The sequence below is a fragment of the Mesorhizobium sp. M0030 genome, from assembly GCF_040323695.1.
Taxonomy (GTDB): Bacteria; Pseudomonadota; Alphaproteobacteria; order Rhizobiales; family Rhizobiaceae; genus Mesorhizobium.
On sequence record NZ_JAMYVE010000009.1, the window covers coordinates 243,183 to 265,273 of the forward strand.

Below are 22,091 nucleotides of genomic sequence, written 5' to 3' on the forward strand. Positions count from 1 at the left end.
GAAAGGGTGGGCAGGTGCGGGTGCGCCGAGGGGCCAAGGACGGCCGCGTGTGCAAGGTGCGTCATCGTATGCCGGGGCATAATAAAAGGCGAGCGAACGCCGGGGAAGACTGGGGAGCCGGTCGGCGTTTCGCTCGCCCCTCCCCCGCCAAGGGGGGATGGCCAGGCACCGGATGTCCGGTGCCCGAGGTGTCACATGTGAGGCGTTACATCCCCTTCATGGCGTCGCACGACACGTTCGGGTTCATGTCGGCAAAGGCGCCCGTCGGGTTCTGTTTCCATGCCCAGACGTGCAGTTCGTAGAACGGGCCGAGGCCGTAGCGGTTGGGGGCGCTGTTGAAGTTGAACAGCTGGCCTTCGAGCGAGGCCGGGCCTTTCGAGGTGATGTATTCGACCGCTATCAGCTTCAGGCTGCCGTCGGCCGCCGGCTCGTACATGACCGCTTCGGGCTTGGCGAGATCGACGGCATCGTCCTTGAGATAGGCGCCGTTGACATAGTGGATGCCCATGGCCCCGCCGGTGATGCCGCTGGCGCAAGGGATGGGGGCATAGCCTTCGGCGGTGGCGGCTGCCACATTCTCGAAGCGGCTGTTGGCTGCGCGCACCTTTTCGGCCAACGGGTTGGCGTCGTGCGCCTGGGCGGCCGCACCCGCCGCGATCGAGATGGCGGCGAAAGCCGCGAAGCGTGTCGTCCAAAGAGTTATGGTCATGGTCTTCCGTCCGTTTGTTGACGCTCGAGGCGACGGCGGCCGATCAGGCTGCCCGAAACGCTGCGGCGTTGGTTTAGGATTTGGTTTATCCGTCCCGGTTCATGCGATGCGGCTTCCGTTGCCGGGCTTTGGCCGCAGCCCTTAAAAACCGTGCAAAATCAACGATCCCAAAAGTAATATTGCCAATATTCCTGCGGGACGTCCCGCTCCGATAGCCCGATGTCGCGCCTCAGATAGTCGCCTTCCGGGGGCAAGCGCCGCCTTTCAGACAGATACGCAGGCAGCCTCGTCGCGAACCGCCATAGACGGCCGAGCACGGAGGTTGGCCGGACGGTCTTTCCCAGGACAGGCCCGATTCCGCCGAGCGGCAGGCCATCAGGCAGTTCGCCACGGCCGCGAAGGACAGTTTGATGCTCATCGTCGTGGCGACCGAACGCAGGATCAGAGGTAAAAATAAGGGTCAAGAACCCGCACCTCCGTGATCTTGTCGACCGGCAGCGAGTTTTTCTGAGCCGTGCTGCGGATCGCTTCGGGCGTCGGCGCGTCGTAGATGCAGAAGCTGTGCTTCTTGTCGGGCGTGACGAAGGACTGGATCCAGGTGACGCCCTTTTCGGCATTGCGCATGACGACCCCGCCGACCGCAGTGGCGCCGATGTCGGTCATCGGAATGTTGAGGCCGTCCGGAAATGTGCGTTCAATCAGATAGCGAGGCATGGAAGACTTCCTTTTCCATTGATTCACGCTCGATCGGAGCGCTGCTGGACGTTGACCACGCCGGCCCGGCCCGCGCATCGGAACGATTCCCCATATTGGACGGGACGATTCCCTATATTGGCGTCGTTCTTTGTGGAAAGAGGCACGGCAATGTGTGCAAAGTCACATTGCGGCGCTTTCTTCACGGGCTAATCGTGAGCGGCCCGCCATGGTGGGAAAACTCCGATCCTGTGAGACGATGATAATGATGCTTCTGGAACGGCAGACGCAGCTGCAGCAGTTGGAGAGCCTGCTTGGCGATGCAATAGGCGGCCATGGCCGCGTCGCCGTGCTGGCCGGGGAGGCCGGCGCCGGCAAGACGGCGCTTGTCGAGGCATTCGCGGCCCGTGTGGGGCAAAGCGCGGCAATGTTGCGCAGCGCTTGCGAGGATCTGTCAATCCCAGATCCGCTGGGGCCGCTCTACGATCTGGCCCGTGAAGCGCAATGGGCGCTGCCGCGCGCCATCGATGCCCGGCATGGGCAGAGACTGCCGCTGTTTTCCGACGCGCTCGACGCCTTTGCGGCCAAGGGACCGAGCCTGCTGGTGATCGAAGACCTGCACTGGGCCGACGATGCGACGCTCGATTTCGTGCGCTTCCTCGGCCGGCGTATCGCCAACACCCACATCCTGCTGTTGCTCACGGCGCGCACCGACCGCAGCGAAGGACAGATGCGCGTGCGCCGCGCCCTTGGCGAAATCCCGGCCGGCAGCGTGGCGCGCATGGACGTGCCGCTGCTCAGCGAGGCGGCCGTGCTGTCGCTCGCCGATGCGGCTGGCCGCGATGGCGACGCCATCTACCGGGCGACCGCAGGCAATGCCTTCTTCGTCACCGAATTGTTGTGCGCCGAAAACGAAATGGCGCTGCCGGCAAGCGTGCGCGACGCGGTGCTGGCGCGGGCCGAGCGGCTGTCGGTTGGCGCCCGGGCCATGCTCGACGCGGTGTCGGTGTTTCCGCGCCGCGCCGACGCCTGGGCCTTGCAAGGCCTGTGCGGCGTCGCCAGCGCCGGCCAGTTGGCCGAGTGTGTCGCCAACGGCCTGCTTGACGATCTGGGCGACGGCTACGCCTTCCGCCACGACATCGCGCGACGCGCCATCGAAATGATGCTGACGACGTCGCACAGGCGGCAGTTCAACCAGCGTGCGCTGGCGGCACTGCTCGAAAATGGCGACGTCTCCACAGGCCGCCTGGTGCATCATGCGGTCGAGGCGCACAATCTGGCGGCGGTGCGCGAACTCGCGCCAATCGCCGCGCGCGAAGCGTCGCGTGTCGGCGCCCATCGCGATGCCGCCGGCTATTACGAAATCGCCTTGCAGCAGGCCGACAGCCTGCCGGCCACGGAACGTGCGGTACTCTACGAAAGCCATGCGTTCGAGTGTCATCTCATCGGCAAGATCGACGACGCGCTTGCGGCGCAGGGCGAGGCGCGCCGACTGCATCAGGCAGACGGCAACGGGCTGAAGGAGGGCGACAGCCTGAGATGGCTCTCCCGGCTGAGCGAAATGGGCGATGACCGCGAGGCGGCGGCCGCCTTCGGCGCCGAGGCTGTGGCTATGTTGGAAGCGGCTCCCGCCGGTCCCGAACTCGCCATGGCCTATTCGAACCTTTCGCATCTGGCGATGCTTTCGGAGAGGGTGGAAGACACGCTGTTCTATGGCGAGAAGGCAGCGGCGCTGGCTGCGCGCATGAACCGTCCCGACATCGCGTCGCATGCCCTCAACAATGTCGGCTGCGTCGAGCAGTGGCTCAATCCGGATGCCGGACGCCTGCGCCTCGACGAAAGCCTTGAAATTGCGCTCCAAGGCAATTTCCAGGAACATGCCGCGCGCGCCTTCACCAACCGCGCCTGTTTCGAGATCACCCAGATGAGCTACGACGCGGCACGTCCGGTGCTCGAGAGCGGCATCCACTATTGCACCGAGAACGACCTCGGCACCTGGCGCGACTATCTCAGGGGCATGCTGGCCGATGTGCAACTGCGTCAGGGCCAATGGGATGAGGCCGCCGCGACGGCAAGCGATGTCATCGACAATGAGCGGACAACCACCGTGGGCCGGTTTCCGGCGCTGCTGGCACTGGCGAAACTGCGCCTGAGGCGCGGCGATCCCTCGGCCGAGCCGCTGTTCGCCGAAATGGCGCGTCTGGTCGGAAGCGGCGGCGACCTGCAGATGCTGAGCTCTTACGCGGCGCTGATGGCGGAGCAGGCATGGCTGGGCCTGGCCGACAGGCAAGAGGCGCTGGCGCTGATCACCCGCGCCGAAACGCCGGTGCGCTCGCGTGCCCATGTCGGTGAGCTGGCTCTGTGGCGAACATTGCTCTCTCCCGATATGCCGGCCGGCGACACCGCCGAGATGGCGACACCATACCGGCTGCTCCTGACCGGCGACTGGCGTTCGGCTTCGGCACTCTGGTCCGAATTGAATGCGCCATACGAGCGCGGACTGGCGCTCATCCTCGGCGATGACGAGGGGCAGCGTCTGGCATTGGATATTTTCGACGGCCTGGGGGCAAGGCCGGCGGCCCAGCGCCTGCGCGATATCATGCGCAAGAACGGCGTTGGCGGCATCGCCCGCGGCCCGCGCCGCTCGACGCGCGCCAACCTCGCCGGCCTCACCTTGCGCCAGATGCAGGTGCTGCAGCTGATCGAACGCGGCCTGTCAAACAAGCGGATCGCCGAGCAATTGACGATTTCGCCAAAGACGGTCGATCACCATGTCTCGGCGGTGCTGGGCAAGCTGGATGCGGTGTCGCGCGGCGAGGCGACGGCGGCGGCGCGCGATTCGGGGTTGTTGTGAGGGTTTGACGATGGTTGGACCGAGAGGTCGCGATCCTTCGTACCCCCCCTCTGTCCTGCCGGACATCTCCCCTCAAGGGGGAAGATTGGCTGTCACTGTGGCTTTCGCCAATTGTCGAAATTGAAAGAAGTTACGGCGCCGAAGCTGCTGATCTCCCCCCTTGAGGGGGAGATGGCCGGCAGGCCGGAGGGGGGTGCTGTCCCGCCGACCTAGCCGCTGAAATCAGGCAAACGCGCCGTGGCAGTGCTTGTATTTCTTGCCGGAGCCGCAGGGGCAGGCTTCGTTGCGGCCGATCTTGCCCCAGGTCGCCTGGTTGTTCGGATCGCGGTCTTCGGGAGCGACGATGGCGTTGCTCTCCTGGCGAACCAGAAGTGCGGTCTCGCCACCCTCGAAATCGTCCTCGCCCGTGGTGCCGTCAATGTGGCTGCCGAACATTTCCGGCGCTTCGGGCGGCGGCGCTTCGGCGGCCTGGCGGACCAGTTCGACGCGCATCAATTGCGCGGTGACGGCCTGGCGCAGATTGCCGAGCAGCGCCTGGAACAGCTCGAACGCCTCGCTCTTGTATTCCTGCAGCGGATCGCGCTGGGCGTAGCCGCGGAAGCCGACGACCGAACGCAGATGGTCGAGGTTGACGATGTGCTCGCGCCACAGATGATCGAGCGTCTGCAACACCACCGAGCGTTCGACATAGCTCATCACGTCTGGGCCGAAGCGCTCGGCGCGCTCCTTGGCGGCGGCGTCGGCGGCCTTGGTCAGGCGCTCGCGGATGTCGTCCTCGGCAATGCCTTCTTCCTTGACCCAGTCCTCGACCGGCAGGTCGAGATTGAGGAATTCGGCGACCTCGGCCTTGAGGCCGGCGACGTTCCACTGCTCGGCATAGGCGTTTTCGGGGATGTTCTTGGTGACGATCTCCTCGATGACGCCTTCGCGCATCTCGGCGATCGTCTCGGACAGGCCTTCGCCGTCCATCAATTCGATGCGCTGCTCGAACACCACCTTGCGCTGGTCGTTCGAGACGTCGTCGTATTTCAACAGGTTCTTGCGGATATCGAAGTTGCGCGCTTCGACCTTCTTCTGCGCCTTTTCCAGCGCCTTGTTGATCCACGGATGGATGATGGCCTCGTCTTCCTTGAGGCCAAGCTTCTGCAGCATGCCGTCCATGCGCTCGGAGCCGAAGATGCGCATCAGATCGTCCTGCAGCGACAGGAAGAATTTCGAACGGCCGGGGTCGCCCTGGCGGCCGGAGCGGCCGCGGAGCTGGTTGTCGATGCGGCGCGATTCATGGCGCTCGGTGGCGAGCACGTAGAGGCCGCCGGCGGCTAGCGCCTTTTCCTTCAGGCGCTCGACATCGGCAATGATTTCCTTTTCGCGCGCCTCGCGCTCGGGACCAGCAGGCATGTCGCCCAGTTCGTCCTCGATGCGCATCTCGGCGTTGCCGCCGAGCTTGATGTCGGTGCCGCGTCCCGCCATGTTGGTGGCGATGGTGATGGCGCCGGGCTTGCCGGCCTGGGCGACGATGGCCGCTTCGCGCTCGTGATGGCGGGCGTTCAGCACTTCGAAATCCTTGAACCCTTCCTTGCGCAGGCGCTCGGCCAGCTGCTCGGATTTTTCAATGGAGGTGGTGCCGACCAGCGTCGGCTGGCCCTTGGCGCGCGCTTCCTTGATCTCCTTGACGATCGCCTTGTACTTCTCCTCGACCGTCCGGTAGACCTCGTCGTCCTCGTCCTTGCGGATGACCGGCAGATTGGTCGGGATCTCGGTGACTTCGAGGCCGTAAATGTTGCCGAACTCCTCGGCCTCGGTCAGCGCCGTGCCGGTCATGCCGGACAGCTTCTTGTAGAGGCGGAAATAGTTCTGGAAGGTGACGGATGCCAGCGTCTGGTTTTCCGGCTGGATCGCCACATGCTCCTTGGCTTCGAGCGCCTGGTGCAGGCCTTCCGAATAGCGGCGCCCCGGCATCATGCGGCCGGTGAATTCGTCGATGATGACGATCTCGTCGTTGCGGACGATGTAGTCCTTGTCCTTCTGGAACAGCCGGTGCGCCTTCAGCGCGTTGTTGACGTGGTGGACGATGGCGACGTTCTCGACGTCATAGAGCGACTCACCCTTGAGCAGGCCGGCCGCGCGCAGCAGGTTTTCCAGCTTCTCGGTGCCTTCCTCGGTGAAGATCGAGGTCTTCTGCTTTTCGTCGATCTCGTAGTCGGCCGGGCCGAGCTGCAGCATGAAGGCATCGATGGTGTTGTACATTTCTGAACGGTCCTCGAGCGGACCGGAAATGATCAGCGGCGTGCGCGCCTCGTCGACCAGGATGGAATCGACTTCGTCGACGATCGCGTAATTGTGGCCGCGCTGCACCATCTGCGCGCGCTCATACTTCATGTTGTCGCGCAAATAGTCGAAGCCGAGCTCGTTGTTGGTGGCATAGGTAACATCGGACGCGTAGGCGACGCGGCGTTCCTCGTCGGACAGGCCATGGACGATGACGCCGACCGAGAGGCCGAGGAATTTGTAGACGCGGCCCATCCATTCGGAGTCGCGGGTGGCAAGGTAGTCGTTGACGGTGACGACATGGACGCCCTTGCCGGCAAGCGCGTTGAGATAAACGGGCAGGGTGGCGACCAGGGTCTTGCCCTCGCCGGTACGCATTTCGGCGATGCCGCCATTGTGCAGCACCATGCCGCCGATCAGCTGCACGTCGAACGGGCGCATGCCGAGCACGCGGCGGGATGCCTCGCGGACGGTGGCGAAGGCCGGCACCAGCAGGTCATCGAGCGTGGCGCCGTTGGCGATATCCTGGCGGAATTTTTTCGTGCGGGCCTGAAGCTCGGCGTCGGACAGCGCCCGCATCTCGTTTTCCATGGCGTTGATCGCCTCGACACGCGGCCGGGTCGATTTTACGCGACGATCGTTGGAGGAACCGAAAACCTTACGGGCGAGACCGCCGAGACTGACCATCCGATGGTCCTTTCGATAGAATTCTCAATCTTGAGATGAGCGCCGGCCGGCCCCATCAATTCCGCGTGAAACGCGGACAAACACAAAAAGCGCCCGGAAAACGGTTCTGGACGCAAAGTCGTTGGACAGATAAGAGGGGGCTCAACTGATGTCAACGCCGCGTTAGCCCTATGGGCAGCGCCAAATTCCGCCACAATCCGGCTGATCTGCAAGCCCTACCAATCCCCCCTTGGAGTTAATCTTGATGTCCCTACTGTTTCGCCGTGCGTCGCTCGCCAGCCTTGGCCTGGCTTTCGGCCTGTCGGCCCTGTCGCTGTCTCCGCTGATGGCCCAGGAAGCCGCTCCCGCCCCGGCCGATGCCGCAGCAGCGCCGGCGGCAGCCCCCGTCGATCCGAACACCGTTATCGCTACAGTCAATGGCCAGAAGCTGACCGAGGCGGACCTTGGGCTTGCCGAGGGCGAGCTGTCGCAGCAGTTCTCGCAGTTGCCACCCGAGCAGCGCCGCGCCGCGGCCCTTTCGGCGGCCATCGAAATCCGCGTCATGGCCGCCCAGGCGGTCGCTACCGGGCTCGACAAGGATCCCGAATTCCAGCGCCGCATGGCGTTCCTGCAGCAGCGCGCGCTGCATGGCGAGATGGTCGAGAAGGGCGTCGTCGACAAGGTTACCGATGCCGAGGTGCGCGCCCGCTACGACCAGGAAATCGCCAGCACGCCGCCGGTCAATGAGATTCATGCCCGTCACATCCTCGTGAAGACGAAGGAAGAGGCCGAGGCGATCATCAAGCAGCTCGATGGCGGCGCCGACTTCCAGAAGCTCGCCAACGAGCATACCAGCGATCCCTCGGGCAAGACCAATGGCGGCGATCTCGGCTGGTTCGGCCCGGGGCAGATGGTGCCGGAATTCGACAAGGCGGCAGTTGCGCTCGAAATCGGCAAATACACCAAGGAGCCGGTGCAAACGCAATTCGGCTGGCATGTCATCAAGCTCGAGGACAAGCGCACCAAACAGCCGCCGGCCTTCGACGACGTCAAGGACCAGGCCAAGCAGGCGGTGATCCGCGACAAGTATTTCGCACTGGTCAAGCAGCTGCGCGGTGCCGCAAAGGTTGAAATCCCCGACGCCAATCTGAAGAAGGCCGTCGACACGATGGAAGCCGGCAAGTAAGGCCGGCACCGAAAAAACATGCAAAGGGCGCCGTTCGGCGCCCTTTTCAATTGCGGGAGATGCCGGACATCACATAGCGGACAGTGGCACGGATTGTCGCCTCATCTTCGTCCAGCCGGTTGGTCAAAAGGTGTTTCCAGGCATAGGAAGCGATGAGGTCGGCGACCAGCGCTGCGTCGATATCGGCCGCAACCTCGCCGCGCGCCTTGGCGCGCTCGATGATCCGAGCGATGTGGGACACGCGCCCATCGGCATAGCCAGTCAGGGCCGCGGCCGCCGCTTCGTCGGACTGGGCCTCGGCGATCAGCGAGCGGAATACGCTGCCCGAGGATGTGTCGCGCCAATGCGCGAAGAGGTTCCTCAGGAAACCGACGAGGTCGTCTTCGAGACTGCCGGTATCGGGGACGTCGACACGCTTTTGCCGCTTGTAAACCTCCAGCAGCAGGGCCGCCTTGCTCGGCCACCAGCGATAGATCGTGGGTTTGCCGGCGCGCGCCCGCCGCGCCACGGCCTCTATGGAGAAGCCGGCATAGCCGGCCTCGACCAGCACCGCCTCCGCGGCCTCGAGAATGGCCTCGGCGCTGTCTGGGTTGCGCCGCGCCCCGATCGATCTGCGGGCCGGATCCTCGCCCATGTCTGTCCTCGCCAACAATGTCTGCCCTCGCCAACAATCTCGCCGGCAATATAGGTGAGCTGGCAGGCAAACGAAACGGCCCGTTTCCAGCGCTTGTAGAAGCAGGTCTCACATTCGCTTCGCGGGGATTTCAGTTCATCGCTTGCGAGGTTTCCGAGGCGATACGCCACTGGCCGTCGCTCTTCACCAGCCCAAGCGTGACTCGTGCCTTGCCGGTCATGCGCGCCGCCGATTTGTCTTTCGACATATAGTCGTAGCTCATCGCGAACACGGCTTCGGCGCGGTTCTCGCCCTGCGGCGTCACCTCGAGGCTGCCGGGCTCGAGACTGAACGACCAGGATGCAAATTGCGCGAACCAGTCCGTCTTGAGCTTGACGACGGCGTCGCTGTCATAGCGCGTGCCGAAGATGGTGGCGGAAGGCGCATAGAGCCGCTTGACGGTCTCGCCGATCGCCGCGGCATCGGGCGCAAGATAGTCGTCGCGCAGGAATTTCTCGATTGCGGTCTTGTCGTCGCCTACAGACCGTTCGAGTGCCGCAACCTTTGTTTCGGGCGCCGGGGGGACGGCGGGCTTCGGCTGTGCGACCGTTTCGCCGCCGGGCACAAACTCAAACCGTTCGAGCAGCGAACCCTGTTCCCATGGGCGCTGTCCCTCGCGGGTTTCGGAGACCACGTCGCGGCGCACCGCGATCATCATGTCGTTGATGCTCTGGCCGGGCTCGGCCATGTGCCGCAGCAGGGCGGCGGCGAACGGCGAATTGCGTCCGGTGCCGTCCATGGCGACAGCGCCTGGCGCCGTCGAGAAGGCGATGAAGGAGCCGCGCGTCGAATCGAACTGCGCCAGACCGGCAAGCGCCGTTGCCGAGCGCGTGGTGGCGGTGCGGCTCAGGCTGCGGGCAAAGGGATTGTTGCGGCAGGCATCGAGAAAGACCAGGCTGACCTTGGTCTGCTGCTCCATGATGTCGAGGACTTCGTCGATCGGCACGGCTTCGAGCTGCAGCTTGACCGGCATGTCGAGCCGGGCGTCGACCGGCACGATGTAGTTGCGCCCTTCCACCTGCAGGCCGTGGCCGGCGTAATAGAAAAGCCCGACGCCCGCACCTTCCAGCGCATCGGAAAATTCGCCGATCTTGCGCTCGAGTTCGCGCTTGCCGAGATCGTTGCCCTCGATGACTTCGAAGCCGATCGAGCGCAGCTTGCCGGCAATATCGAGCGCATCGTTGACCGGATTGGTGAGCGTGCCGGCTTCGGCATAGGTGCCATTGCCGATGACCAGCGCCACGCGCCGTTCCGGCTGCGCATCGGCGCTCAGGAGCAAAAGCCCCATAAACGCCACCGCCAAGATCACCAGCCTGCCCATGGCCGATATCATAACGCCAGAGGCCCCGGTGACGCCAACGGATTTGAAATGCAAGCTTAATCCCTGGTGGCTTGCCGACAGCGGCGGCCAAGAAAACGCCCTTGCGCCGGGCCGTGCTATCGGGCAAACCGGCCTTCGCCCAGCGTTTTTCCCTCGCCCGAGGTCTCCAATGTCCGCAACGATTTCGCCGCTCGCGCCGAAGAAATATCCCAAAATGCCTGCCATTGAGGGCGTGCGCATCGCCACCGCAGAGGCCGGGATCAAGTACAAGAACCGTACCGACCTCTTGGCCATGGTCTTCGATGCCGGCACAGCGGTTGCCGGCGTGTTCACGAAGTCGAAATGCCCCTCGGCGCCGGTCGACTTCTGCCGCGAGAACCTTGGCGCCGGCAAGGCGCGGGTGCTGGTCGTCAATTCCGGCAACGCCAACGCCTTCACCGGCAAGAAGGGCCGCGCCTCCACCCAACTGACCGGCGAGGCCGCGGCCAAGGCCGCAGGCTGCACGCCAGGCGAAGTGTTCCTCGCTTCTACCGGGGTAATCGGCGAGCCGCTCGACACCACCAAATTCAGCCATTTGCTCGCCGGACTGGTCAAGGACGGCAAGCCGGATCTGTGGACCGAGGCCGCAAAGGCCATCATGACCACCGACACCTATCCGAAAGTGGCGACAGCGACGGTCAAGCTCGGCGACACCGACGTCATCATCAATGGCATCTCCAAGGGCGCCGGCATGATCGCGCCCGATATGGCGACTATGCTGTCCTTCATCGCCACCGATGCGCCGATCGCCGCCCCCGTGCTGCAGGACTTGTTGTCGCGCGGCACGGCCAAGACCTTCAACGCCGTCACCGTCGACAGCGACACCTCGACCAGCGACACGCTGCTGTTGTTCGCCACCGGAGCCGCTGCCAAGCGCGGCGCGCCCGCCATCAGCGATCCCAAGGATGCGCGTCTCGGCGCGTTCCGCCGGGCGCTGGGCAAGGTGCTCAAATCGCTGGCGCTGCAAGTGGTGCGCGACGGCGAGGGCGCCCGCAAGCAGGTCGAAGTCACCGTTACCGGCGCCAAATCGGCGCGCTCGGCCAAGCGCATCGCGCTGTCCATCGCCAATTCGCCGCTGGTCAAGACGGCGGTTGCCGGCGAGGACGCCAATTGGGGCCGCGTCGTCATGGCCGTCGGCAAGGCCGGCGAGCCGGCCGATCGCGACCGGCTGTCGATCTGGTTCGGCGACAACCGTCTGGCGCATGAGGGCGAACGCGACCCGGGCTACTCCGAGGAAGCGACCTCGGCCTATATGAAGCGCGACGACATTCGCATCCGCGCCGATATCGGTATCGGCCGCGGCAAGGCGACGGTGTGGACCTGCGACCTCACCAAGGAATATGTCGCCATCAATGGCGATTACCGGAGCTGATGGAGTTGGCTTCCAGGCATCCGGCAAGCATGCTCGCCATCGTGCGCCGCTACGAGGCTGCGGGGTTTCGCGCCTGGCCGGCGGCGGCCGTGCATTATGACGGCACCTGGGTGGTGCGGCTGACAGCCGGCCATCCGGCCAAGCGGCTGAACTCGGTCAACCCGCTCGATCCCGGCGACACCCAGCACATTGCCGAGCGCATCGGCCGCGCCAGCCGGCGCTTCGACGCCTATGGCAGGCCGCTGACCTTCCGCATCTCGCCGCTGTCGGGGCCGGACCTAGCCAAGCATCTCGACAATGAGGGCTGGAGCACATTCGACGAATCCCTGGTGATGCGGCTGCCGCTGGCGGACGCGCAACTGGCGCCGGCCATGGACCAGATTCCGCTGAAGGATATCAGCCGCTTTCTCGGCGCGTCGCTCAAGGTCAGCGGCTCGGATGCATCGCTGCGGCCCGGTCTTTCGGAAATCATCGGCGCTATCCAACCCGAAGTCGGGCTGTTTGCGCTGGAGGAAGGGGCCGACCCTCTGGCGGTGCTGATCTGCGTCCATGACGGCGATCTTGCCGGTCTGTTCGAGATCGCCACCGCCAAGTCGGCGCGCAATCAGGGCCATGGCCGCAACCTGATCCTGTCGGCGCTGAAGTGGGCGAGGCTGCGTGGCGCTCGCGAAGCCTGGCTGCAGGTCGAGGCCGGCAATGCGCCGGCGCTGGCGCTCTATCGCTCGCTGGGCTTCGACGAAGTCTATCGCTACCACTATCGCCGGCCGCCGGGCGCATGAGCGAGATCACCGGCAAACGCCTGCTGCTGGTCGCCGCGTGCGCGCTGGTCGATACCGATGGGCGGGTGCTTCTGGCGCAGCGGCCCGAGGGCAAACAGCTTGCCGGCCTGTGGGAATTTCCCGGCGGCAAGGTAGAGCCAGGCGAGACGCCGGAACAATGCCTGATCCGCGAACTGCAGGAAGAAATCGGCATCGAGACTGACATTCCTTGCCTGGCGCCGCTCACCTTCGCCAGCCATTCCTATGATGATTTCCATCTCCTGATGCCCCTGTTCGTCTGCCGCCGCTTCCGCGGCATCGCGCAGCCCAGGGAAGGGCAGGCGTTGAAATGGGTGCGGCCAAAGCAGATGCGCGACTATCCCATGCCGCCGGCCGACGCGCCGCTAATCCAGTTCCTCATCGACCTGTTGTGATACAAAGCCATTTCGCGGTCTGATCTAGCCAGCGTTAATGGAAGATTTATCTCGTCGTGAAAAATTGCGGCAAAGCGGGTTCGCGGGGAGCGATTGCATGAGCCTCGACAGGGAATGGGACTCGATCCGGCCAGATCGCAGCTTTCGCGCCGCCGGCGTCGGCTTATTGCGCGTCACGCTGTTGTTCGGCTCGGCCGCAGTGGCGCTGGCGCTGATCGCGGTCCCCGTGCTGGACAACCAGACGCGATCGTCCAGCCGCGATGCTCTTGCAGGCGGTCTCGACCCGATGAGCACGGGTTCGATCGGCTCGCGGGCCACCTATACGCTGCGCAGAAGCGTGCTGCAGCCCTCACCGAACTCAGTCTGCATCATCCGCGCCGACGGCCAACGCAGCGGCGACTGCTGACCAACAAGGTCGACACCAGCTTGAGAACTTCCTCAACGCAGGCCCATTTCACAGCCTGTTAAGCTTGTGCCGTTAACCTTTCTTAACAGGTCGGCGATATGGTCGGGGATGAGAGGGATCGACGATCATGAAGCCATTGCTGCGCCGATTTTTGCAGGACGAAACAGGCGCCACGGCCATTGAATATGGCCTGATCGTTGCGGTGCTGTCGCTTGCCATCGTCGGGGGTGTCGGCAAGGCCAGCAATGCGATCCAGTTTCTGTTCAGCGACAACAACAGCAGGCTCGCAAACGCCTTCGCCGAGCACTGATCCGGAGCGCCGTCACCGCCCGCCGGGGTTTTCCAGTATCGTCTTCAGCGAGACCTTCGCCGAACCCGGTTTCAAGGGCTTTTGCTGCGAGGCATCGGGCGCCCAGCCCGACATCCAGACGATGGAAAAGCTTGCCCTGATGCGGCCATCAGCGTCCGAAAAGCGTTCGGCATAGATTTCGGCGGCACGGGTAAAAAGCTTTCGCGCTCCCGGTCGCCGGCTGCGATCGGTCAGCGCGCTGGTTTCGCCCATCGCCCTGAGATCTGCAATGAGGTCGAAGAGGGTATCGTAGCGGACGGTCACCGTTTCGACGTCGGCCACCGGCAGCGCCAGTCCGGCGCGCTGCAGCAGTGCGCCGGCGTCGCGAACATCGGTGAAGGGGATGACACGCGGGCTGGCGCCGCCATAGAGTTCGGTCTCGGCGGCGAGCAGGCTTTCGCGCAATTCGGAAAGCGTGCCGGCGCCGGCAAAGGCGCCGAGGAAAAGCCCGTCGGGCCTGAGCGCGCGGCGGATCTGCACCAGCATGCCGGGAATGTCGTTCATCGCCTGGAGCGACAGGAGCGAAACGACGAGGTCGAGGCTTTCCGGCTGGAACGGCATTGTTTCCAGCGGTGCTATCAGCCCTGGCCGGCCGTCCAGAAACGCTGGATCTGCCTCGACGCGCACGATCTCCGCTGCCTTGCCGCTTGCAGCGACCACGTCCGTTGCGTCCGGCGTCTGGCAAAACAGCACCGCGGCCTTGCCGAATTTCCGCTCGACCGCGCCGAGCCGGTCGGCAAGGTCTTCCGCCGCCCGCCGCATCAGAAAATCCGCGCCGGCTACGGGGTGGGCCAGCGCCCTGCGCTTGCGCACCAGCCAAAGTTCAGTATCGATGATCGGCTGCAACGGTAGACATCCCTGTTTGTCTGTCTAGTGATATCCTGGCGCGGACGACAAAACCACGTGGCCGATCCGGTGATGGAGATCAAGAGCCTCGCTCAAATCATGTTGAAACTGGCCATGTTGGACTGGCCGGCGCGGATGCTGTTCCCGCCGGTCTGTGCCGGCTGTCGCAGGCACGTCTCGCAACCCGGCGTTTTGTGCGGTGCCTGCTGGCCGAAGCTGAGGCTGCTGGAGCGGCCATGGTGCGCGGTGATGGGCACGCCATTCACCCACGATATGGGCGAGGGGTTCCTGTCGGCCGAGGCGATCGCCGATCCGCCGCCGTTCGAGCGGGCGCGGGCGGCTGTGGCCTATTCCGGTGTCGCCCGCCAGATGGTGCAAGGGCTGAAATACCAGGACCGCACCGATCTGGCGCCATGGATGGCGCGCTGGATGCTCCGCGCCGGGGCCGAGCTAGTTGCAGACGCCGATGTCGTCGTGCCGGTGCCGCTGCACTGGCGGCGCTTCTTTCGACGGCAGTTCAACCAGTCGGCGGAGTTGGCAAGGGCGGTTTCGCAGCTTAGCGGGCTGCCTTTCTCGCCCTCGGCGGTCCGGCGCGTCAAGCTCACGCGCCAGCAGGTCGGGCTGGAGCGGCAGGAGCGAGAGGACAATGTGCGCGCCGCCTTCCGTGTGCCTGCGGAAGCCGAAATCGAGATCACTGGGCGCCGCGTGCTTCTGGTCGACGATGTCTACACCACCGGCGCTACCGTGCGCTCGGTCGCCAAGGCGCTGAAGAAGGGCGGCGCCGGAGCGGTCGATGTGCTGACCTTTGCGCGTGTCCTGCCGGGGGACTTTCGGGCCGACGAGTCCGCGACTATATAAGGTCAAGGAAAGGCACGGACCGATGCTCGATGTGACGATTTACACCCGTATGATGTGCGGCTATTGCGCGGCGGCCAAGCGGTTGCTCGACCGCAAGGGCGTCGCCTACACCGAGCATGACGCTTCGTTTTCGCCGGAATTGCGCCAGGAAATGATTTCGCGGGCGCATGGCCGCTCGACCTTTCCGCAGATTTTCATCGGCGACACGCATGTCGGCGGCTCCGACGACCTCCACGAATTGGAGGCACGGGGGCAGCTGGATAGGCTGCTTGCCAACGGCTCGACGACAAAGAGCGGTTCGTAGCGCCGCTCTATGTCTTTGTTTTTACGCAATTCCGGACGGAAAACCGTTACACACTTTTCCTGGAATTGCTCAAAGAGGACGTGACGATGGGTGTTTTCAAGGCGGCGGCGATCCAGATGCGTTCGGGCGAGAGCCCTGAGCGCAACGCGATCGATCTCGAACGGCTGGTGCGCGAGGCGGCAGGCCTCGGTGCAACCTACATCCAGACCCCGGAAATGACCGGTGCGCTGATCCGCGACAAGGAAGCCAGGGCTGCTTCCTTCACCTCGGAAGACAAGGACATCGTCGTGGCGACCGCGCGCAAGCTCGCCAGCGAACTCGGCGTCTTCTTGCATATTGGCTCTACCGCCATCCTGCGCGCCGACGGCAAGCTCGCCAACCGGGCGCTGCTGTTTGGGCCGGACGGCGCGACGCTCGCCACCTACGACAAGATCCACATGTTCGACGTCGATCTCGACAATGGCGAAAGCTGGCGCGAATCCGCCGCCTATGAGCCGGGCACCGAAGCGGTCGTCACCGAGATCGACGGCGCCAGGCTGGGCTTTGCCGTCTGCTACGATCTACGCTTTCCACAGCTGTTCCGCGCCGAGGCGATGGCCGGCGCCGACCTCTTGTCGGTGCCTGCCGCCTTCACTCGCCAGACCGGCGAAGCGCACTGGCATGTGCTGCTGCGAGCCCGTGCCATCGAGAACGGCGCCTATGTGGTTGCTGCAGCACAAGGTGGCCTGCATGAGGATGGCCGCGAAACCTATGGCCATTCGCTGATCGTCGACCCATGGGGTCGAATTCTCGCCGAGGCCGACCATGACGATCCGGAGGTGATCATCGCCGAGATCGACACGGCGCAGTCGTCGGCCGCGCGTAAGAAAATCCCCAATCTCAAGAACGCGCGTGATTTTGCCGTCAATGCCGGCGCAGTGGAAGCGCCGCGGCTCAGGGGCGCGGCTTCGTGATCCGCTTTGCCCTGATCTGCGAGCACGAGCACGAATTCGAGGGCTGGTTTCGCAGCAATGACGATTTCGACACGCAGAAGAAGCGCGGCTTCGTCGATTGCCCGAGCTGCGGCTCGCACAAGGTGCAAAAGGCGCTGATGGCGCCAGCCGTCTCCACCGCGCGGAAGCAGGAAACAATTGCGCTGGCCATGGGCGAAACCCAGAAGCAGGCTTTGGCGCAACTGAAGGCGATGGCCGAGAAGGTGCGCGAGAATGCCGACTATGTCGGCGACAAGTTTGCCGAGGAAGCGCGCAAGATCCATTTCGGCGAGAGCGATGCGCGCGGCATCTATGGCGAGGCGACGTTGGACGAAGCCAAGAGCTTGGCCGAGGATGGCATCGATTTCATGCCGATCCCGAGTTTTCCCGAGGAGCGCAATTGAGCGATCAGCTGGCGCTATCGATCAATTTGCCAAGCAACTGAGCCAGTGCCCCCCGCTCCGTGCCGGTGAGCCCGGCGAGGATTTCATGCTCGTTGGCGACGTGGGCGGTCAGGGCTTCGTCGATCAAGGCCAGACCTTTTTCGGTCAGTTGCACGACAATGCCACGCCGGTCGTTGGGGTGCGGGCCGCGCAGGATCAGTCCGGCCTTCTCAAGCCGGTCGAGCCGGTTGGTCATGGCGCCGGAGGTCACCATCGTCGCCTCGTAGAGAGCGGTCGGTGTCAGCGCGTAAGGCTGGCCGGAGCGGCGCAGCGTCGCCAGCACATCGAATTCGCCGGCCTGCAGTCCGAAACGGGCAAACAGCGGGGCGAGGCGCTCGCGGGCGATTAGCGACGAGGCTTCGTTCAGCCGCCCAAGCACCAGCATTGGCGACACCTCCAGGTCCGGCCGCTCCCGCTTCCATTGCTCCACCGCCTTTGCTGCGCGATCCATCTGTCTCACCGCTAAGTATCTTGACGTTAAGAATCTTTGTGGTATGCTACCTCAAGATACAGTTTCGACCCAGTGCCGCAAGTGAGTGACGGGACCATCCGATGAAATTTCTCTGGGAATCGGCGCTTGGCCTGCTGGTCGTCACCGGCGGCCTGCTCGGCCTGACCCTGCCGTTCGGCAAGCTGGCGACGGCTGCCGGCGTTCCGGCCATGGTCTGGGCCTTCGTCATCTCGTTCGGCGCCGGGGGCGTGCTGCTGTGCGCGTTGCTCGCGAACGGCGAGCGCATGCGGCTCACCTCGCACAGACTGCGCTATTTCTTCATCACCGCCGCCGTGTCCTACGCCGTGCCCAATCTGCTGATGTTTTCGGCAATCCCGCATCTCGGCGCCGGCTATACCGGCATCATGTTCACGCTGTCGCCGGTCATCACACTGGTGTTTTCGATCCTGCTTGGCGTTCGACGGCCAAATATGCTCGGCAGTATCGGTATCGCCGTCGGCTTCATCGGCGCCGTCATGGTGGCGGTGACGCGCGGCGAGGCCGGCCAGCCGGCCGATTTCTTCTGGGTACTGGTCGGACTTTTGATCCCGGTCAGCCTTGCCGCCGGCAATATCTACCGCACCGTCGACTGGCCCAAAGGCACTGGTCCGATCGAACTGGCCGTCGGCAGCCACCTGGCCTCGGCGACGCTGCTGCTGATCGGCATTCTCGCGCTGTTCGGCCTCAGTGCCTTCGCCCCGCTTGGCGCCGTGCCGCTGGTTGTCGTGGCGCAGGTCGCTTCGGCCTCGGCGATGTTTGCCTTCTTCTTCCGGCTGCAGGCCGTGGGCGGTCCGGTCTATCTCAGCCAGATCGGCTATGTGGCGGCGGCCGTCGGCCTGTTTGCCGGAACCATCTTCCTCGGCGAGCACTACCAGTTGCTGACCTGGGCCGGCGCGGTGATCATCACCATCGGCGTGATCATCACCACCAAGGCGCAGAGCCAGAAGGCATAGGGTCTTTGGTTTACGCAATTCCCTAGGCAAAGCGCTATGCGCTTTTCCCGGGAAAACCGCTTCACACTTTGCTCGAACTGCTCAAGCTTAAATTTGGCTCGCGTCGAGGCGCTTCCGTAGCGCCGGCGGGGCGACGTTTCGCCAGGCCGTCCGAACGGCGCTGCGGAATGTCTGTTCGTCGCAGGCTTCGAGCATGATCGACGTCCATCCCTTTTGGCCCCAGCCGACTGTCACGGGCCTGAAAACCGATGGCTCAGCCGCGGCCATCATCTCTTGCTGGTCGCGGTCGAGCTTGACGACAGCACGGTCGGCTTCGGGCAGCGAGACGAAGATACGGTTGCGGACGCGGAAGTCAGCCTTGCCGAAATGCGATTGCTCGACCGTTTCGGGAAGATCGAGCGCCAGCTCTCGGGCCCTCATAGTGTCCACGGCCGCCCCCTTTCGTTCAGACCGATCGTTTTTCCGCCAGCACCATATAGTTGACGTCCATGTCCTTGGAGCGTGCCCAGCGGTCGGCGAGAGGATTGTAGGTCACGCCGGTGCGGTCGATGATGGTCATGGCGGCGCTGCCGAGCGCCTTTTCAAGCTCTTCGGGCCGCACCAGCTTGCCGAACTGGTGGGTGCCGCGCGGCAGCCAGCGCAGCACATATTCGGCGCCGATGATGGCCAGGCCCAGTGCCTTCAGCGTGCGGTTGATGGTGGCCACGAACATGATGCCGCCGGGCTTGACCATCTCGCCGCACTTGCCGATGAACAGGTCGACATCGGCAACATGCTCGACGACTTCCATGTTGAGGACGACGTCGAATTTCTCGCCGGAATCGGCCAAATCCTCAGCGGTCGTAGCGCGATAATCCACCGTCACGCCGCCTTCGGCCGCGTGCAGCTTCGCCACCTCGATGTTGGTTGCCGAGGCGTCGGCGCCGACCACTTCGGCGCCAAGCCTTGCCATCGGCTCGCACAACAACCCACCGCCGCAGCCGATATCGAGGAAACGCAGGCCTTCGAACGGCCGCGCCGCCCGCGGATCGCGGCCGAAGCGCGCCGCCACCTGGTCCCGGATATAGGCAAGCCGGACCGGGTTGAATTTGTGCAGCGGACGGAATTTGCCGTTCGGGTTCCACCATTCGGCGGCAAGCGCGGAAAAGCGTTCCACTTCTCCGGCATCGATTGTCGATCGTCGGGCCTCTGGCATGGGGCGGGTCTCCTCGGACGCTAGGAAGTCGGGTGCCGGGGCAAGAAAGTCAAGGCCGGTTTTTGCGACTGCTGGCTAGTCGACCTATGGCCTCGAGATCACAATTGCCGAATGTTCCATCGCAACACTTGCGGGATCGATGGCCCGCATCGCTTCGCAATCGCCGATCTCGGCCATGATGCGGCCCGCGGCGGCGAGAGCCTGCTCGCGACTTCGCCAGCGCACCACATCGACCCATCCGCCATCGTCCCGCCGCGCCAGGCAGCGGTTTACGAAACCAGGTTGCCGCGCCAGCCAGTCGGCGACCAGGTTGTTGGCGGCGGCAAAGGCCGCTTCCGCTCCAGGCTTGAGGCGAAAGGTGACGATTTCCAGGGTCTCGGTCATCTTGCGTCCAGCACGTCGCGCAATTTCGCCGCCAGCTGCTCGATGGTGAAGGGCTTGGCCAGGAAATGCACGTCATGGTCGAGCACGCCATTGTGGACGACGGCGTTCCTGGTGAAGCCGGTGGTGAAGATCACCTTCAGCTTCGGCATGCGCGCCAGCGCCTCCTCGGCGAGCTTGCGCCCATTCATCACCGGCATGACGATATCGGTGAACATGAGCGCCACACCAGGGTTGTCGCCCAGCTTTTCCAGCGCTTCCTGGCCGCTTGCGGCATGAATGACGGTGTAGCCGAGTTCGCGCATGGCATCGGTGGTGGAAGCCCGCACGCGTGGATCGTCCTCCACGACAAGGATGGTTTCGGTGACCGGCACGGCAGGATTTCCGGCTCGTTCCGAAGATATGGCGGCCTCTTCCGGGCCGAAGAAGCGCGGCAGGTAGATCCTGATCGTGGTGCCTTGGCCGGGTTCCGAGTAGATCTTGACGTGTCCGCCGGACTGTTTGACGAAGCCGAACACTTGGCTCAGCCCGAGGCCGGTGCCCTTGTCGACCGGCTTGGTGGTGAAAAATGGCTCGAAAGCCCGCTCCATGACGTCCGCCGGCATGCCGGCGCCGGTGTCGCTGACCGCGATCATCACATACTGGCCGTCTTTGACCTCGGCATGGGTGGCGGCGTAGCTCTCGTCGAGGTGGCTGTTGGCGGTCTCGATGGTCATCTTGCCGTCCTCGCTCATGGCGTCGCGCGCATTGACCGCCAGATTGAGAATGGCATTTTCGAGCTGGCTCGGATCGGCATGGGTCTTCCACAGGCCGCCAGCCAGCACGGTTTCGATGCGGATGGTTTCGCCGAGCGCCCGCCGAAGCAGGTCCGACATGCCGGCGACCAGACGATTGGCGTCTACAACCTGAGGCGCGAGCGGCTGCTGGCGCGAGAAGGCAAGCAGCCGTGACGTCAAGTTTGCGGCCCGGGTCGCCGCATCGGTCGCCGCTTCGATGAATTTCATGATGTCGTGCTCGCCCCGCGCCAGCTTGCGCTGGGCGAGGTTCATGGCGCTGATGATCACCGCCAGCATGTTGTTGAAATCGTGGGCGATACCGCCGGTCAGCTGGCCCACAGCCTCCATCTTCTGCATCTGGCGGATCTGCGATTCGGCCTTTTCACGCGTCTGAATTTCGTTGCCGAGCTCGATGTTCTTGCGCATCAGCTCTTCCTGGGCGATGGCCACTGCGCGGAACCGGCGGCGCGAAAGGCGAACCGTGTAGGCGCCAAGCAGGAAGATCGCCAGCAGCGCCGCTATCGAGCCGATTCGCAGCCAGTTTTCGACCCGGTCGGTATGAGCGTCGCGCGCGGCGATGGCTGCGCCGCCAATGCGCCGGATCGTGTCCATGCTGGCCCGGATCTGGTCCATGGCGGCCTTGCCCTGGCCGCTGCGGACCAGTTCCAGAGCTTTTGCCGCATCGCCGCGATCGTAGAGTGCAATCGTCTCAGCCAATTCGGCCTGGTTTTGTGAAAGCGCGTCCTTGACGTGGTTGATCTGCTGCACGAGTTCGTCGTCCGGCGCGGTCATGCCGTCGATGCGGGCAAGCTGGCCCGGAATGGCGTCGACCGCCTGCCGATAAGGCTGGAGGTAGGATTTCTCGCCGGTCAGGAGATAGCCGCGCTGGCTGGTCTCGGCCTCCTGAGCCATCGCAAGCAAACCGGAAAGCAATTCCTGATACTCGACCGCCTCGCGCGCGGCCTCACGATTGGCTCTCTGGGTCTCGACCAGCACGGCGCGTGTGCCGACGATCAACGCCAGCACGGCGAAGCCGATGAACAGCGGCAGCGATTGCCACCGCATGGCGCGTCGAAGGCGAACAATCATTCGATATGCCGGACCAAAAGGAGTTTCCCGCGGGCAGCATTTGGTAAGCGGCGGCGG

General features: G+C 64.2%; 23 protein-coding genes. 12 read left to right on the forward strand and 11 right to left on the reverse strand.

Going from position 1 to position 22,091, the window contains the following annotated elements:
• Window positions 1–205: 205 nt before the first annotated feature.
• Both NKJ80_RS19625 and NKJ80_RS19630 read right to left on the reverse strand, forming a co-directional pair.
• Complete coding sequence (locus NKJ80_RS19625; RefSeq protein ID WP_352498157.1) at window positions 206–709, reverse strand: hypothetical protein; 504 nt, start codon at window positions 707–709, stop codon at window positions 206–208.
• Between the two features lie 441 nt (window positions 710–1,150).
• Window positions 1,151–1,423: a DUF4242 domain-containing protein gene (locus NKJ80_RS19630; RefSeq protein ID WP_023685308.1), complete on the reverse strand. Its 273-nt coding sequence runs from the start codon at window positions 1,421–1,423 to the stop codon at window positions 1,151–1,153.
• 244 nt (window positions 1,424–1,667) lie between these two features.
• Here NKJ80_RS19630 and NKJ80_RS19635 point away from each other — a divergent pair, with 244 nt between their 5' ends.
• Window positions 1,668–4,256, forward strand: a complete 2,589-nt coding sequence (locus NKJ80_RS19635) for an ATP-binding protein (RefSeq protein WP_352498158.1) — start codon at window positions 1,668–1,670, stop codon at window positions 4,254–4,256.
• 222 nt (window positions 4,257–4,478) lie between these two features.
• Here NKJ80_RS19635 and secA read toward each other — a convergent pair whose 3' ends face one another.
• On the reverse strand, window positions 4,479–7,211 hold the full coding sequence (gene secA / locus NKJ80_RS19640; protein ID WP_352498159.1) for a preprotein translocase subunit SecA: 2,733 nt from the start codon (window positions 7,209–7,211) through the stop codon (window positions 4,479–4,481).
• A gap of 244 nt (window positions 7,212–7,455) precedes the next feature.
• Between secA and NKJ80_RS19645 the strand changes: the two genes are divergently transcribed.
• Window positions 7,456–8,376 (forward strand): peptidylprolyl isomerase, encoded by a 921-nt coding sequence (locus NKJ80_RS19645; RefSeq protein ID WP_023804562.1) that lies wholly within the window; start codon window positions 7,456–7,458, stop codon window positions 8,374–8,376.
• Between the two features lie 46 nt (window positions 8,377–8,422).
• Here NKJ80_RS19645 and NKJ80_RS19650 read toward each other — a convergent pair whose 3' ends face one another.
• Together NKJ80_RS19650 and NKJ80_RS19655 are read right to left on the reverse strand one after the other, a co-directional pair.
• Complete coding sequence (locus NKJ80_RS19650; RefSeq protein ID WP_352463222.1) at window positions 8,423–9,010, reverse strand: TetR/AcrR family transcriptional regulator; 588 nt, start codon at window positions 9,008–9,010, stop codon at window positions 8,423–8,425.
• A gap of 130 nt (window positions 9,011–9,140) precedes the next feature.
• Window positions 9,141–10,424: a caspase family protein gene (locus tag NKJ80_RS19655; protein WP_352498160.1), complete on the reverse strand. Its 1,284-nt coding sequence runs from the start codon at window positions 10,422–10,424 to the stop codon at window positions 9,141–9,143.
• 115 nt (window positions 10,425–10,539) lie between these two features.
• Between NKJ80_RS19655 and argJ the strand changes: the two genes are divergently transcribed.
• The 5 genes from argJ (at window position 10,540) to NKJ80_RS19680 (ending at window position 13,689) form a co-directional block, all read left to right on the forward strand.
• Window positions 10,540–11,781 (forward strand): bifunctional glutamate N-acetyltransferase/amino-acid acetyltransferase ArgJ, encoded by a 1,242-nt coding sequence (argJ, locus tag NKJ80_RS19660; RefSeq protein WP_023672988.1) that lies wholly within the window; start codon window positions 10,540–10,542, stop codon window positions 11,779–11,781.
• A 29-nt stretch (window positions 11,782–11,810) separates the two neighbouring features.
• Window positions 11,811–12,560 (forward strand): GNAT family N-acetyltransferase, encoded by a 750-nt coding sequence (locus NKJ80_RS19665; RefSeq protein WP_023713717.1) that lies wholly within the window; start codon window positions 11,811–11,813, stop codon window positions 12,558–12,560.
• Complete coding sequence (gene mutT / locus NKJ80_RS19670) at window positions 12,557–12,973, forward strand: 8-oxo-dGTP diphosphatase MutT (RefSeq protein ID WP_023685791.1); 417 nt, start codon at window positions 12,557–12,559, stop codon at window positions 12,971–12,973. Before NKJ80_RS19665 ends, mutT begins: the two co-directional genes overlap by 4 nt.
• 97 nt (window positions 12,974–13,070) lie before the next feature.
• The gene (locus NKJ80_RS19675; protein WP_023686679.1) at window positions 13,071–13,379 is read left to right on the forward strand and encodes a hypothetical protein; all 309 of its coding nucleotides are present in this window, start codon (window positions 13,071–13,073) and stop codon (window positions 13,377–13,379) included.
• 127 nt (window positions 13,380–13,506) lie between these two features.
• Window positions 13,507–13,689 (forward strand): Flp family type IVb pilin, encoded by a 183-nt coding sequence (locus NKJ80_RS19680; protein WP_023672984.1) that lies wholly within the window; start codon window positions 13,507–13,509, stop codon window positions 13,687–13,689.
• 12 nt (window positions 13,690–13,701) lie between these two features.
• Here NKJ80_RS19680 and NKJ80_RS19685 read toward each other — a convergent pair whose 3' ends face one another.
• Window positions 13,702–14,574 carry a methyltransferase domain-containing protein gene (locus tag NKJ80_RS19685; protein WP_352463216.1) on the reverse strand — a complete coding sequence of 291 codons (873 nt, stop codon included), beginning with the start codon at window positions 14,572–14,574 and terminating at the stop codon, window positions 13,702–13,704.
• A gap of 72 nt (window positions 14,575–14,646) precedes the next feature.
• Between NKJ80_RS19685 and NKJ80_RS19690 the strand changes: the two genes are divergently transcribed.
• The 4 genes from NKJ80_RS19690 (at window position 14,647) to NKJ80_RS19705 (ending at window position 17,111) form a co-directional block, all read left to right on the forward strand.
• Window positions 14,647–15,432: a ComF family protein gene (locus NKJ80_RS19690; RefSeq protein ID WP_196814906.1), complete on the forward strand. Its 786-nt coding sequence runs from the start codon at window positions 14,647–14,649 to the stop codon at window positions 15,430–15,432.
• A gap of 22 nt (window positions 15,433–15,454) precedes the next feature.
• Complete coding sequence (gene grxC / locus NKJ80_RS19695; protein WP_023672982.1) at window positions 15,455–15,736, forward strand: glutaredoxin 3; 282 nt, start codon at window positions 15,455–15,457, stop codon at window positions 15,734–15,736.
• An 86-nt stretch (window positions 15,737–15,822) separates the two neighbouring features.
• Window positions 15,823–16,689 (forward strand): carbon-nitrogen hydrolase family protein, encoded by an 867-nt coding sequence (locus NKJ80_RS19700; RefSeq protein ID WP_023698969.1) that lies wholly within the window; start codon window positions 15,823–15,825, stop codon window positions 16,687–16,689.
• Entirely contained in the window at window positions 16,686–17,111 is a 426-nt protein-coding gene (locus tag NKJ80_RS19705; RefSeq protein ID WP_023672980.1) for a DUF1178 family protein, read from the forward strand. The genes NKJ80_RS19700 and NKJ80_RS19705 overlap by 4 nt, the downstream gene beginning before the upstream one ends.
• A gap of 4 nt (window positions 17,112–17,115) precedes the next feature.
• Here the strand turns inward: NKJ80_RS19705 and NKJ80_RS19710 are convergent, their stop codons facing one another.
• Entirely contained in the window at window positions 17,116–17,601 is a 486-nt protein-coding gene (locus tag NKJ80_RS19710) for a MarR family winged helix-turn-helix transcriptional regulator (RefSeq protein ID WP_023672979.1), read from the reverse strand.
• Window positions 17,602–17,702: 101 nt separating this feature from the next.
• Between NKJ80_RS19710 and NKJ80_RS19715 the strand changes: the two genes are divergently transcribed.
• A complete protein-coding gene (locus NKJ80_RS19715) occupies window positions 17,703–18,593 on the forward strand; it encodes a DMT family transporter (protein WP_023698970.1) in 891 nt (296 codons plus the stop codon).
• Between the two features lie 87 nt (window positions 18,594–18,680).
• Here the strand turns inward: NKJ80_RS19715 and NKJ80_RS19720 are convergent, their stop codons facing one another.
• The 4 genes from NKJ80_RS19720 to NKJ80_RS19735 form a co-directional block, all read right to left on the reverse strand.
• A complete protein-coding gene (locus tag NKJ80_RS19720; RefSeq protein WP_352498167.1) occupies window positions 18,681–19,013 on the reverse strand; it encodes an MmcQ/YjbR family DNA-binding protein in 333 nt (110 codons plus the stop codon).
• A 25-nt stretch (window positions 19,014–19,038) separates the two neighbouring features.
• Window positions 19,039–19,788: a bifunctional 2-polyprenyl-6-hydroxyphenol methylase/3-demethylubiquinol 3-O-methyltransferase UbiG gene (gene ubiG / locus NKJ80_RS19725; RefSeq protein WP_023672976.1), complete on the reverse strand. Its 750-nt coding sequence runs from the start codon at window positions 19,786–19,788 to the stop codon at window positions 19,039–19,041.
• An 84-nt stretch (window positions 19,789–19,872) separates the two neighbouring features.
• Window positions 19,873–20,172, reverse strand: coding sequence for an antibiotic biosynthesis monooxygenase (locus tag NKJ80_RS19730; RefSeq protein ID WP_023685779.1), 300 nt, complete (start codon window positions 20,170–20,172; stop codon window positions 19,873–19,875).
• Entirely contained in the window at window positions 20,169–22,010 is a 1,842-nt protein-coding gene (locus tag NKJ80_RS19735) for a CHASE3 domain-containing protein (protein ID WP_023712843.1), read from the reverse strand. The genes NKJ80_RS19730 and NKJ80_RS19735 overlap by 4 nt, the downstream gene beginning before the upstream one ends.
• Window positions 22,011–22,091: the final 81 nt, after the last annotated feature.